Raw genomic sequence first — 13,397 nt, 5'->3', positions numbered from 1 at the left:
TATGTATACAGATTTAGAAGGTAAAGTCGTTGTTATAACGGGTTCATCCACTGGCTTAGGAAAAGCGATGGCCATTCGCTTTGCTAAGGAAAAGGCAAAGGTCGTGGTTAATTATCGTACTAAATTAGAGGAAGCAGATAGTGTAATGGAAGAAATTAAAACAAGTGGTGGGGAAGCCATTGCAGTTAAAGGCGATGTCACCATTGAAGAAGATGTGATTAACCTTGTTCAATCAGCGGTAAATAATTTCGGGAAACTCGATATATTCATCAATAATGCAGGAATTGAAAATCCTGTTCCATCTCACGAGATGCCGTTAAGTGACTGGAATAGGGTGATTAATACCAATTTAACTGGAAATTTCCTGGGGTGCCGTGAAGCTATCAAGTATTTTGTCGAGAACGATATTAAAGGGAATGTTATAAACATGTCCAGTGTACATGAAATGATTCCCTGGCCTTTATTCGTTCACTATGCGGCAAGCAAGGGCGGGGTTAAGCTGCTTACGGAAACCCTGGCTCTTGAATATGCACCAAAAGGAATCCGTGTGAACAGCATTGGTCCTGGAGCCATCGCCACGCCAATAAATGCCGACAAGCTTGAAGATTCCGAAAAGAAAAAAGATCTTGAAAGCATGATTCCGATGGGGTATATCGGAAAGCCTGAAGAAATTGCTGCGGTTGCTGCATGGCTGGCATCTTCAGAGTCCAGTTATGTAACGGGCATCACTCTATTCGCTGACGGGGGAATGACAAAATACCCTGCATTCCAAGCGGGAAGAGGATGAATGTAGTTTAATTTGATGCAATAAGAATCCCAGCAGGAACATTCCTGCTGGGATTCTTGTTAAACATGCATTAACGAGTATGATGATTATACCAGCTAATGAAGTTATCGACGACCGTATCGATAAACTGGACAGTCGACTCATGTGTAAGCTTGCCTTCGTTATCGATTTTGTCATGAACTGCACCAACATATACTTCATTTCCGGGAAGGAGCGGGGAGGAGATGCCTAATGCGAATAGGATCTCACGTAAATGCAATTGAGCTTTAACCGTTCCTAATTGCCCCATTGACGCACCCATGATCCATGAAGGTTTGCCGATCAAGACTTTATCGACACGTGATAACCAATCGATTGCATTGCCCAATACGCCTGGAATCGTACCATTGTATTCAGGTGTTACCCACAAGACTGCATCTGCTTCAGCCACTTTGCTTTTAAATTCTTTTACAACTAATGGAGGGTCATTTTCAATATCTTGATCATAAAAAGGTAAATCCCGAATGGTCAAGATTTCGAGATCAAATCGATCTTGATATCTAGTTTGAATATATTTTGCTAGCTTAAGGTTGTAAGACTCTTTACGAATACTTCCCACTATTGCAACAACTTTCATCTTCAATACCTCCAAGGATTATTAATGGATAATCATGTAAATGTGTTCCACTTACCTATTATAATTGGAATATAGATGAAAGGGAAAAAGGATGCTTGAGAAATAATCATTCTGCGGATCGCCCTTCATTCACACCACGATGGAAATGCTTCTCCATGACATAACCAAAAAAGGAGGCAAGCATTTGTTGAAACAGCATGCCAAGTACAACGGGAACAGCGACGGCAGCAGGGAAATAGGTTGTTGCAAGAACGGCTCCAGCACTGATATTTCGCATACCGCCTGTAAATGTCAAGGTGATGATATCCGCCTTTTCCCATCTTAAAAATGCACCGACCATCCAAGAAAGGGCATAACCTGAAGCTGCTATGAACAAAACCAGGAAGGCCATGATCATTAATTTCTTATCGAAATGGGTTAAGTAAGGAGCGATTTTTGAACTGTTCAATATGACTACGATTCCAACGCTTATCTTGGAAAATGGAGCTAAGCGGGGGGATAGTGTATATTGTATTCTCCCTTTTGTAGCCTGATTCAAGAACATGGCAAGCATGGAGGGAAGAACGACCATTCCGATTAATCCTTTCACAATCGATCCCAAATCCATTTCAATCGAACCGCCTCCAAGAAGGGAAACACTGTAAGGAACGATGAATGGCGAGAGAAGGGTGTCGATCAAGATGATGGTTAGGGCAAGTATGGCATTCCCATTATAAATGGATACCCAGATCATACTGGTGACACCGGTTGGAATCACTACAGCCAGGACTAGTCCGGTAATCGTGAAAGCATCACCATGAAACACTAAGTGGCCGAGACCAAAAGCCCAAATAGGCATGAGCATATGAAGGATGAGCAATACGATGAAAACCGGTAAAGGGTGGGTGACGGCCTGTTGCAAAGATTTAAAGTTGGAGCCTAAACTTCCGGAAAATGTAATGAAGGCGAATATCCATGGAACAAGAAAGGTGTAATCGATTAGATGTCCGGCCAATAATACCCCAATCACCACGCTTAACGGAGTGATGAGGGGCATGATTTTATCCATTTGTTCATTTAATTTTTTCAAAATCATTCATCCACTTCCTAAGCTATTCTATTAAGTAAGTTTACCATATTCCTAAAGAGATAATTTGTAAGACAAGTATTTTGTCTGTTTATTTTTGGAATAGTGAAAAGCATGTATTGGAAGGATTCATCGTTCCAAAAAGGATTTTCCCGATTATGTTCATTAACAAGAGATTTTGGCAGGTTTGCTCGATGCATCGTTGTATATTCATCGAAAAATAGTTTAAAGTAGAGGGGAGAGGTGAGGAGAAATGTCAGAAAAGGTTTCCAGTATAATGTGGTTTAGTCTTGCAGTACAAGCTCTGCTTGTTCTTGCTGATCATGATGGATTATGCAATAGTAATAAATTGGCTTATAAGCTTGATTCGGAGTCAGGTTTTCTTAGAAAAATATTAAGTAATTTAGTGAAGGCAGGGCTGATTAAAGCAAAGGAAGGAAGGGATGGAGGTTATTCACTTGCCAAAAATCCCGACCAAATCATTCTTGCAGATATATACGCTGCAATTAAATCCGAACCTTTTTCAAAGGGCTTTCTTGATGTGAATGATAAGAAATGCTTTCAACCATCTTCACGCGAAGCTTTATGCGGATTGAAAAACGAGATGGAGAGCTGGATTATACAAGGCTTGGAGCAGAAAACGATTGCTGATTTACTTTCAAAATCATAATGTGAAAAACGAAACTGAAAGGGTTTCGTTTTTTACAAACTGTATTTGACAAAAGAACAGTATGCGTTATATACTGTTCCTGTATTAATTACAGTTAAATGGAGGTCATTATAAATGACAAAAAATATAATGAGTAAAGAAGAATACTTAAATAAATCGAAAGAATTGAATATACCGTTTGAAAAGCCCAAAGTCCTTAATGATACGGACTTCATTACGGTAGCAAAAGAACGGAGATCTGTTCGCCAGTACGATGCTGAATACGTGATGACTGAAGAGGAAATTCGCGAAATCCTGGATATTGCGATCCAAGCACCGTCTTCTTCCAACTTACAGCCATGGAGATTCCTTGTGATCCAAGATAAGCAAACCCAACAAGAATTGCTCCCCATCGCCAATAACCAACAACAAATCGTCGATGCATCTGCTGTCATTGCCGTTTTAGCGGATATAGAAGGCTACAAAAATGCAGAGCGGATTTATGGTGAATTAGTCAATAAAGGGATCATGAAGAATGAAATCAAAGAGCCATATGTAGCATCTATTCTGCATAATTACGGTAACTTTTCCGCTGAAAAGGCTTTAAGTGTAGCCATGATTGACGGTGGCTTGGTATCCATGCAGATCATGTTAGCTGCAAAAGCAAAAGGGTACGATACAGTCCCAATGGGTGGTTTCGATGAAGCCAAATTTGTGGATGCATTCAATGTACCGGAAAACTTCAAACCTGTCATGTTAATTTCCATTGGAAAAGGAACTAAAGCAGGATTTGAAAAAGTCCGTTTGCCACTTGATACTGTATTGACTTGGAATAAATACTAAGGTTTTGGAAAAATATTTGTACTATGTTAAAAGGATAGCTAAAACTCGCTATCCTTTTTTTCATGATTTGAGATTTGCTCTCTACTCCTAAAAATGATTATTCTCGCAAGCGATATAAGGATATGTTACAATTTTTCCATATATTTCTTTCAGGATATCTCTTCTGAAACAGTGCTAAAGAATTATTTTTGGAGCTGAAAGCCAAAAAATACAGCAATTATCGTTGGCCGTTTACAATGGATGGGAGGGAGTCCTTATGAAGAATAAGAAAAGTGAATTGTTCTCGTGGTTGAAATCTATCTTATTCGCTGTAATGATCGTGTTCATTTGCCAACAGTTTTTATTTACACCAGTTACAGTAAAAGGTGAATCAATGGAGCCGACTTATGAAAATGATGACCGGATAGTGGTAGCTAAAATCGGAAAGCCGGAGCGCTTCGATATGGTCGTATTTTATGCTCCCGATGCGGAAGAGAATTATATAAAAAGGGTGATCGGTCTACCAGGTGACAGCGTCGAAATGAAAGATGATGTCTTATTTATCAATGGGAAAAAGTATACAGAACCATATTTGAAAACAAAAAAAGGGGAAATTCCACCTGAAGAGAATCTGACGGAGAATTTCACCCTGAGTGATTTACTTGGGAAATCCAGGGTACCTGCCGGCCATTTATTTGTCATGGGGGATAATCGAAGGAATAGTTGGGATGGAAGAAGATTTGGTTTTATTTCTGAAAAATCACTTGTGGGCAAAGTGAAATTTCGTATCTCTCCATTAAATGAAATGGGAGTGCCGAAGTAAATGGAAAGCCAAGAGGATTATTATTATATGGACTAAGTTGTATTTATAGCAGATGATGGATAAGAACCTTTTCCTGTGGTTAAGGTTTTTCATTTTGGATTGTAGGGGGATTAATATGACGAATGGATTAGCTGCCATCTCCATCCCGATGTTGGATGAAGAAATGGGACGGCAGGTTAAAGGACATGTCGATTCACTGACTGTTCCTCTGGGGAGCCTAGGCCGGCTTGAAGAATGGATAATCGAACTGGCCAAGATGACAGGATTGGCATTTCCGGACATTTCGAAACCGGGGGTGATCGTGTTTGCGGCCGACCATGGAATTACGGAAGAAGGGATTTCGGCTTATCCTAAAGAAGTGACGGAACAAATGGCACTTAATTTCCTGAATGACGGTGCTGCCATCAATGTATTGAGTCGCGCGATAGATGCATACTTGGACATTGTCGATATAGGGATCGATGCAGATATCGAAGCACCGGGGTTAACTTCGAGAAAAGTCCGCAATGGAACTAGAAATTTTTATAAAGAAGAGGCGATGACAAAGGAAGAAGTAATTCAAGCGCTTGAAATTGGATATGACCGTGCACAGAAAATGATTGCCCGTGGTGCGAACTGCCTGATCCTTGGTGAAATGGGAATCGGAAATACGACTTCCAGTACCGCCATCATCTCCATCGTAAGCGGGAAAAGCGTTGGATCACTAGTGGGGCAGGGAACAGGATTGAAGTCAGAAGGCATTATACATAAGCGGAGAATAATTGAAGAAGCGATTTCATCAAGAAATCCTAATCCAGATGATCCAATCGATATTTTGATGAAAATCGGCGGGTTCGAAATTGCAGGTATGGCAGGGGCCATGCTTGCTGCAGCGAATAACCGTAAACCCATTCTTGTTGATGGTTTCATTACAACCACGGCTGCTGTATTGGCCAACCTGATTTCCGGACGTGCAGCCGACTATATGTTTGTTGGTCATCAATCTGCAGAACCTGGTCATAGAACGGCCATAGAACTGCTTGGCAAGGAGCCGATCCTCGATGTAGGAATGAGAATCGGGGAAGGAACAGGGGCTGCCCTGTCATACCCCATCCTTAAGGCAGCGACATTGGTCATTAAAGAAATGGCAACATTTGAATCTGCAGGCGTGTCAAATAAGTAAGAAATAGGAGACCTTCATTGTGATGGTCTCCTATTTTTATAACTTCTTTCAGTTCACTTTTACTTAATGGGCAGATGCCCTTTATATTTCTTCATTTTCCTGACGACGGAAGGCTGGCTGATCCCTAAGAATTTAGCCATTTCATATGTGGACTTACATTGTTTACTCGCTTTCATCATCATCCATTTTTCCACTTGTTCGAGGGCGGTATTGAGATCACTATCATCAACCATCACATCGTCAATCATTAGGGAATCATCTATTTTCTCAAAAGATTCTTGTCCATGGAAATGGGAGGGGAGAAAGCCAGGGAAAATGATGGAGTCTTCCGAGGTCAAAATGAGCCGTTCAATCAAGTTTTCCAATTCACGCACGTTTCCTGACCATTTATGCTGAATCAGTATTTCGTAAGTGGAAGGGTGTAATTTCTTATCTGACTTGTATTTCTTGTTGATGATTTCAAGATTATGATTGATTAAGATGGCAATATCTTCTTTTCTTTCTCGTAATGGCGGTATTTGGATGGGGATCACATTTAAGCGATAATACAAATCGAGCCTGAATGTTCCCTTTTCCACCATTTCCTCAAGGTTTTGATTGGTTGCCGTTACAAGCCGAAAATCTATCTTATGCTCTTTTTTTCCGCCAACCCTTTTAAAAGTCTTCTCTTGCAGGACATTTAATAATTTCACTTGCATATCCAGCGGAAGCTCTCCGATTTCATCCAGAAATAGGGTTCCATTATCCGCTTGTTCTACTAGCCCTTGCTTCCCCTGCTTCTGCGCTCCGGTGAAGGAGCCCGCTTCATATCCAAACATTTCAGATTCAAAGAGACTTTCAGGGATGGTACTGCAGTTGACTTCGATGAATGGCTCTTTGCTGCGGTAACTCTGATTGTGCAGCCTGCGGGCGAATACGCTCTTCCCTACACCGGATTCACCGAGAAGCATGACTGTCGCATCCGTTTTGGAAACACGGTGTATCGTTTTGGCGATTTGCCGCATTTCCTTGCTGCGATAGATCAGCTCTTCCTGTTCTCTAAGTTCCTCGACTTCCGATTGGTATTCTTGAATCTTTCTCTCCAATTGACCATACTGATCCTGGAGGTTCCTGATTTCAGTTTGATCTTGGGCATAGCTGACGACACGAATCAATTCACCATCATCATCAAAGATGGGATAGGCAGTCGACATGACGATTTTTCCCGTCTTTGTATGCTGCATGATCTGGATTGGTGTTTTCTCTTTCAATACCATGGCGGAAATCGACGGTGAAAGGATTCCTTCCGTCTCGAGCTGGTAAACTGATTTTCCAAGATAATGTTCCGGTTCGATTCCATATATCCACCAATGGTTAGGATTCGTGAATAAAATGAATCCTTTTTCATCGGTCACGGTAATATTATTATTGGATGTGTTGATGATGCATTCCAAAACTCTTTTGACATTATTATCACTCATCATTTTCCCCCTTATCCACTGTTCCGGTGATTCAAATATAAATCAAAAATAGAGGTGAAATCAAGAATTTTCAGATATTTCGATTTGGAATTGAATCATTTTTTATAAGAGCCATGCCTGAGATAGTCTCACTCACTTCATTCATCAAAGCTAAAACTAGAGTAATAGAGTAGCGAATCCACCTTAAGTATATGGATATTTACGGTTAACCTACTTATGTTTGGGTATAAATAAAGTAGAGAGTAATCGATTGAAGGAGTGATTGACTTGACTGAAAAAAGAACCTTGGGACAGTATTTATACAACTGCTTAAAAGCAGAAGGCATTACAGAGATTTTTGGTGTGCCTGGAGACTATAATTTCTCATTGCTAGATACTTTGGAAGATTACGATGGGATTGAGTTCATTAATGGACGAAATGAACTCAATGCAGGATACGCTGCGGACGCTTATGCCCGTGTGAAGGGAATTTCGGCACTCATCACCACCTTTGGTGTCGGTGAAATGAGCGCATGTAATGCAATCGCTGGCGCGTACAGTGAGAATGTGCCGCTCATACATATTGTCGGCTCGCCAAAGTCCATGATGCAACAGGAGAAGGAGCTTGCCCATCATACGTTTATGAATGGAGATTTTGATGTTTTCCGTAAGGTTTATGAGCATATCACCAGTTATACGGCAATTCTTACACCAGAAAATGCAGCAAGGGAGATACCGGCTGCAATCAGGATCGCGAAAGAAAAGAAAAAGCCCGTTTATTTGGTAGTGGCTATCGATCTTGTTGAAAAACCGTTGGTTTCTCACGGTGAGACTTCTGATAATGTGGCCAAAACGAATGTCGATGCGCTGCAGTCAGCAGTGAAGCATATAAAAGGGATGCTAGAACATGTGAACAAGGCGGTTCTGCTTGTCGACGTGAAAACACTTCGTTATAACCTGCAGAAACCCGTACTGCAGCTCGCTGAGAAGTTAAATGTTCCAGTTGCTTCGCTAATGCAGGGAAAAAGCGGGTTTGATGAGAGCCATCCCCAGTATATCGGTGTTTACGGCGGAGCTTTCGGAAGTAAGGATGTCACTCAGACTGTTGAAGAAGCGGATTTCATCATAGCCGTTGGAGCTGTTTGGTCAGACGTCAATACCTCCAAAGGTACAGCAAAGCTTAACCCGTTGAAAATGGTGGAAATTCAACCTGATACAGTAAAAGTGGGGGAAGCCAGCTATATGAATGTCAAGGCGGAGGAAATTCTAAATGCACTCCAGGACATTGGGTACCGGCAGAACGAATCTGTGGGAAACATCTCATTTCCTTTTGACACAATGGTTGAAGACCCATCAGCACCATTGAAGGCCGCTTCTTATTATCCTCGAATTCAGCAAATGTTAAAAGAAAATGACATTGTGGTCACGGAAACAGGAACATTCTCTTATGGCATGTCACAGGTCAGGTTGCCGAAAGGGGCGACCTACATAGCTCAGGGAGGCTGGCAAAGCATCGGATATGCCACGCCCGCAGCTTTCGGTGCTTGCATAGCGGATAGAAACCGGCGTGTTCTTTTGTTCACCGGGGACGGATCGATACAGCTGACGGCACAGGAAATAAGCTCGATGCTGGAGAACGGCTGCAAGCCCATCGTGTTTATTCTCAACAATAACGGTTACACGATAGAAAAATTCTTGAACGTAAAAGTCGATATAGAAAAACAGAAATACAACGAGATACCAGAGTGGAATTATACAAAACTGGCTGAAGCGTTTGGTCAAGAGGCATTTACAGCAAAAGTCGAGACGAATGGTGAACTGGATGATGCCATTACAAATGCTCAGAACGCTGATAAGCTTTGCCTTATAGAATTGGTCGTGAAAGATCAAATGGATGCCCCGGAATATTTGCAAAAAATGAGGCAGTATCTTGAAAAACAAGAGAAACTAAAGTAATGCCATGTTCGAAATGCTCTCACGCGGGCGGTCCGGGAGCCTCTTCGGCGCTCTTTGCGCCTATGGGGTCTCCCTTGGACACGCTTTTCTAATCAGGAGTCTCGAACAGCTCCTCCAATCAACTTCGTTTAAAAAATTCAGATAGAAACCCATTTGGGGAAAGGGAGCTGATTTCTGAAATCAACTGAACTTTTTAAATAAAAAACTGCAGGCAAACTGAGTTTTCATAGAGTTTGGCGCAAAATGGTGTTCGAAGTCCAAATAGTAAGGTGAAGGTCAAAAAAAATTCTTGAATGGTCGAATATAGTGCTTCGGCCTTTATGGTTTATTACTCTAATCCTCATTGGGTGGAAGAAATATGCGACACTCCTTGCCGAATAACTGGCTAGGAAACCCTTCAGCCGCTTGCTTTGATGAGAAGCCTGCGGAAAGAGAGAGGGTTTCTGAAACAGCTGGAACGGATTTTTAAAGAAAGGTCTTCTGTTTATGAAGGCCTTTTTTTATTGGTATGGAAACTGTACTTACGATATATCTATACGGCTCGATCAAGGACAAGAATGCAAGTTGGAAAAGTAATAGGATGGATTCCAAAAAGATAATGAGAATGGTAATAAGCCATAACACCAGTTGGCAGCCGTTTGACATAATAATACGCAAAAAAGCGTGTATGATAGTTTATCAAAACACGCTTTTTGTTCTTTTATCAAGGCATTTAATGCCATATCATTATTTAGTTAAGAACTCGGACTGCCTTTACAAAGCTAGGTCCCCAGTAAGAACTGTTGATGTCAGCGTAGGATACACCTTTAGATGTGGAAGCATTCAGCATTTGACCATTACCGGCATAAATTCCCACATGATTGATTACACCATCATTGTTGGTATCGAAAAATACTAAATCCCCTTTTTGGAGGGATTTTGAAGATACCGTTGTACCAACGTGTGATTGTGCCACTGAATTTCGAGGCAAGGAAACACCTGCACTTTGGAATGCCCTTAATGTGAATGAAGAGCAATCAAATACATCAGTGCGTGAAGTGCTAGCACCGTAAACATACTTCGCTCCCATATATTTAGCGCCAGCAGCCAAAACTTGATCTGCCTTGTTCGATTTGGACTGTTTGTTAATTGCAGATCCTGAGGCTTGTCCGGAAACCCGGATGGATTGGCCAATACGAATACGATTTGAATTGGAAATAGTAGGGTTCATTTTAAGTAAGGCACTAAGGGAAAGGTTATATCTTTTAGAGATTGTTGATAAGGAATCCCCTAATTTAACCACATAAACTTCTGTTGTATTTTTACTATTATTCGTATTCGTATAGTTGTTAAGGGTATTAACCTTCAAGACCTGGCCGGGAAAAATAAGGTTACTAGTCAAATTGTTTTTAGACTTTAATTGTTTGACAGTCATATTATTGACTCTAGCAATCTTATCCAGGGTGTCACCGGATTTGACCCTATATGTAGCATTAGAAGGACTGTTTTTAGCCGCAGAGCTAGATGCAGGGGCTTTTCCGGAAACCCGGATGGATTGGCCAATATAAATGCGATCTGAATTAGAAATATCAGTATTTAATTTAAGCAGGGCACTAAGGGAAAGGTTATACTTTTTAGCAATTTTTGATAAAGTATCCCCCAGTTTAACCACATATTTTTCGGTTTTATCTATATTTTTATCTGTATGGTTGTTAAGGTTATTAACCTTCAAGACTTGGCCGGGAAAAATAAGGTTACTGGTCAAATGGTTTTGAGACTTTAATGTTTGGACAGTTGTATGATTAGCTTTAGAGATTCCATCAAGGGTGTCCCCTGATTTAACTTGATAAGAACCAGCATAAGCGGAAGTGCCTGCCACTAGGGTACCTATAATAGTACCTGCAAGAATGAAAGAGTTTTTAGAATTGTTCATTTAGGAAAGTTCCTCCTGATGTGGTAAAAAAATATGTAGCATTTATATTATAAGGGTATGGACTATAAAAAACATGACCCATATAAATAAAATTCAACTTTTTCGTCATTTTTCGGGTAATCTTGCTGCAGATAAATGGGGGTTTATGGGATTTAGATGGAGTGTAAGAGGGCCATACTGTAATTTCGTATAAATGGATAAAAAGAGCATTTCATAAAATGGAAGTTTGAAGTAATTAAAAAGAAAGGTAAGAATAGAATATCCTTACCTTTCCATGATTCATTTTTTAATATTGTCTATAAACGTAGGGATCATCCGGTTCAGCGATTTTACTATGTGATGATACTTTGAGCAGGGGAATGGTTTTCTTGAATGGCTGATAATAAATGGATTCCAATTCACCTGTCACGGAATACCACTCATCATTTTTGGGATGCATTCCTTCAGGAAATTCGATTAGCATACCGAATACCCCAGAGTCCGCGACACAGTGAATGACCCCAAACCGGAACAAGAATACCTGGTTTTTGGCTAGCTCATTTGAATTGTACGAAAATCCGGTTAACGTTATTTGCTTGCCAGTGAACTTTCCAGGAGAGTAATAGATGGCTTCTAAATCGTTTAGGTAGTTTTCATCTGTTAATTGAAGACTATCACGATCAACCAAGCCTTTGAGAGAGTTATCCATTAAAGTTAAATAGTCATCCTTGCCATAATAAAGACTCGTATCCGGCTGCAGGAATTGATGCTGGCTATATTCATCTGAGTCTTCATATACTGGGAAATGAAACCCCTTTTTTTCTACAATATTGGAGTCCATAGTGGCAACAGGCAAAAAAAGACCGGTTAAAATGGGAATGAAGAATAGTAAGTAAGTAAGGTTCCTTTTCCATTTCTTATTTTCCTGGGAGTGATCATGTCCGCACTGACAATCATCACCTTCTTCTTGATTATCTTCCTTAAAATATAAATAAGATCCCATTAACGTGAATATTGCCAGTATATAGATGGCAATCTGTGAAACATATGAATATTCCATATTAATATATTTCGATATATTCCCTGAGGCGTGTAAATGCATGAATAAAAAAGTAAGTCCAAGTAATATGAATAATCTTCCCATATAAAACACCCTCTTTAAGAAATAAACAATAAAGTTAGGCCTAAGACGGAAATGAATATATAGGCCATCAAACATAAAACGAATTTTGTTTTGAAGGTACCTAAAAGCATGATTGTATTTTTAATATCAAACATGGCCCCGAATACAAGAAAAGCAACTAGTGAAGAGGGCGAAAAGGTACTTCTAAAAGAACTTGCAACAAAGGCGTCCGCTTGGGAACACAAGGACATGACATAGGACAAAGCCATCATGACTGCATTCCCGGATAGTTTTCCTTGACCGATTTCAAGCAATAGCGATGTTTTCAAAAAAGTTTGAATGGCAGCTGCCAGCAATGCACCAATGATTAAGTATTTTCCAACAGAAAAGAACTCTTCAATCGAGTGTTTGAACATTCCCGTTATTTTGTCTTTAAATGTAAGTTTATGTTGATGTATATGTTCGATATGTTCCTGTTTAAGCTGATTTGTCTTAAACTGAAAAGACAGGATGCATGCAATGATCAGGACGACCACGAATGCAATTCCACCACGATAGAAAACCATGCTCCAGCTATTACCAAACGCTATATAGGTGGAAAACAGGACAATCGGATTGAGAATGGGTGCAGAAAGCATAAAGGCAATGGCCGCTGAAAGAGGAACCCCTTTTGCGATCAAACGGCGGGTAATCGGGACAATCCCGCACTCGCAGGCAAGAAAAAAGACTCCTGCACCTATTGCGGTTAGAACAGATAAGATTGGATTTTTCGGAATGATTTTTGCAATCATCTCTTCTGACACAAACATTTGGATGATTCCAGATATAAGGACTCCCAGTAAAATGAAGGGAAGGGATTCAATTAGGATACTAATAAAAATTGTATTCATTTGCAAAAGGGCCTGAACGTTCATCATAAACCACCTTCCATATTGCTGACTTAACTATATTAGGTTCGTAATAGAAGGAAGTCAATTTATTATTACTGGGGTAATAAGCTGGAAGTTGAAGGGGTAAGGAACTTATGTGATATTGAGGGACTTGAATGGTCTAATGTATAAGT

12 protein-coding genes are annotated in these 13,397 nt (G+C 40.4%); 6 read left to right on the top strand and 6 right to left on the bottom strand.

Annotated elements, in window-relative coordinates; all coding sequences use genetic code 11:
• The first annotated feature begins 1 nt into the window (after position 1).
• Positions 2-787: an SDR family oxidoreductase gene (locus ACQKFG_RS04105; RefSeq protein WP_192203454.1), complete on the top strand. Its 786-nt coding sequence runs from the start codon at positions 2-4 to the stop codon at positions 785-787.
• A gap of 70 nt (positions 788-857) precedes the next feature.
• Here ACQKFG_RS04105 and ACQKFG_RS04100 read toward each other — a convergent pair whose 3' ends face one another.
• Both ACQKFG_RS04100 and ACQKFG_RS04095 read right to left on the bottom strand, forming a co-directional pair.
• The gene (locus tag ACQKFG_RS04100; RefSeq protein ID WP_192203455.1) at positions 858-1,403 is read right to left on the bottom strand and encodes an NADPH-dependent FMN reductase; all 546 of its coding nucleotides are present in this window, start codon (positions 1,401-1,403) and stop codon (positions 858-860) included.
• 106 nt (positions 1,404-1,509) lie between these two features.
• Positions 1,510-2,478 carry a bile acid:sodium symporter family protein gene (locus ACQKFG_RS04095; RefSeq protein ID WP_192203456.1) on the bottom strand — a complete coding sequence of 323 codons (969 nt, stop codon included), beginning with the start codon at positions 2,476-2,478 and terminating at the stop codon, positions 1,510-1,512.
• 244 nt (positions 2,479-2,722) lie between these two features.
• Here ACQKFG_RS04095 and ACQKFG_RS04090 point away from each other — a divergent pair, with 244 nt between their 5' ends.
• The 4 genes from ACQKFG_RS04090 to cobT all read left to right on the top strand — a co-directional run bounded on the left by ACQKFG_RS04090 (position 2,723) and on the right by cobT (position 5,925).
• A complete protein-coding gene (locus tag ACQKFG_RS04090; RefSeq protein ID WP_427556445.1) occupies positions 2,723-3,139 on the top strand; it encodes an Rrf2 family transcriptional regulator in 417 nt (138 codons plus the stop codon).
• A 114-nt stretch (positions 3,140-3,253) separates the two neighbouring features.
• Positions 3,254-3,961, top strand: coding sequence for a nitroreductase family protein (locus ACQKFG_RS04085; RefSeq protein ID WP_192203458.1), 708 nt, complete (start codon positions 3,254-3,256; stop codon positions 3,959-3,961).
• A gap of 256 nt (positions 3,962-4,217) precedes the next feature.
• A complete protein-coding gene (lepB, locus tag ACQKFG_RS04080; RefSeq protein WP_342615157.1) occupies positions 4,218-4,763 on the top strand; it encodes a signal peptidase I in 546 nt (181 codons plus the stop codon).
• Between the two features lie 115 nt (positions 4,764-4,878).
• Positions 4,879-5,925: a nicotinate-nucleotide--dimethylbenzimidazole phosphoribosyltransferase gene (gene cobT / locus ACQKFG_RS04075; RefSeq protein WP_427556441.1), complete on the top strand. Its 1,047-nt coding sequence runs from the start codon at positions 4,879-4,881 to the stop codon at positions 5,923-5,925.
• Between the two features lie 59 nt (positions 5,926-5,984).
• Here cobT and ACQKFG_RS04070 read toward each other — a convergent pair whose 3' ends face one another.
• On the bottom strand, positions 5,985-7,388 hold the full coding sequence (locus ACQKFG_RS04070; RefSeq protein WP_192203461.1) for a sigma-54 interaction domain-containing protein: 1,404 nt from the start codon (positions 7,386-7,388) through the stop codon (positions 5,985-5,987).
• 264 nt (positions 7,389-7,652) lie between these two features.
• Between ACQKFG_RS04070 and ACQKFG_RS04065 the strand changes: the two genes are divergently transcribed.
• Positions 7,653-9,320 (top strand): alpha-keto acid decarboxylase family protein, encoded by a 1,668-nt coding sequence (locus ACQKFG_RS04065; RefSeq protein WP_427556437.1) that lies wholly within the window; start codon positions 7,653-7,655, stop codon positions 9,318-9,320.
• Positions 9,321-10,050: 730 nt separating this feature from the next.
• Here the strand turns inward: ACQKFG_RS04065 and ACQKFG_RS04060 are convergent.
• The 3 genes from ACQKFG_RS04060 to ACQKFG_RS04050 form a co-directional block, all read right to left on the bottom strand.
• Positions 10,051-11,232, bottom strand: a complete 1,182-nt coding sequence (locus ACQKFG_RS04060) for a LysM peptidoglycan-binding domain-containing protein (protein WP_427556435.1) — start codon at positions 11,230-11,232, stop codon at positions 10,051-10,053.
• A 286-nt stretch (positions 11,233-11,518) separates the two neighbouring features.
• Positions 11,519-12,355, bottom strand: a complete 837-nt coding sequence (locus ACQKFG_RS04055) for a TIGR03943 family putative permease subunit (protein ID WP_342615162.1) — start codon at positions 12,353-12,355, stop codon at positions 11,519-11,521.
• 14 nt (positions 12,356-12,369) lie between these two features.
• Positions 12,370-13,251 carry a permease gene (locus ACQKFG_RS04050; protein WP_370662517.1) on the bottom strand — a complete coding sequence of 294 codons (882 nt, stop codon included), beginning with the start codon at positions 13,249-13,251 and terminating at the stop codon, positions 12,370-12,372.
• Positions 13,252-13,397 lie beyond the last annotated feature (146 nt).

Origin of the sequence: Peribacillus sp. NPDC076916, assembly GCF_050269675.1 — a bacterium.
Lineage (GTDB): Bacteria > Bacillota > Bacilli > Bacillales > DSM-1321 > Peribacillus > Peribacillus aracenensis.
Note: the sequence above shows the minus strand (reverse complement) of the source record. Positions and strands in the feature narration are given on the sequence as shown.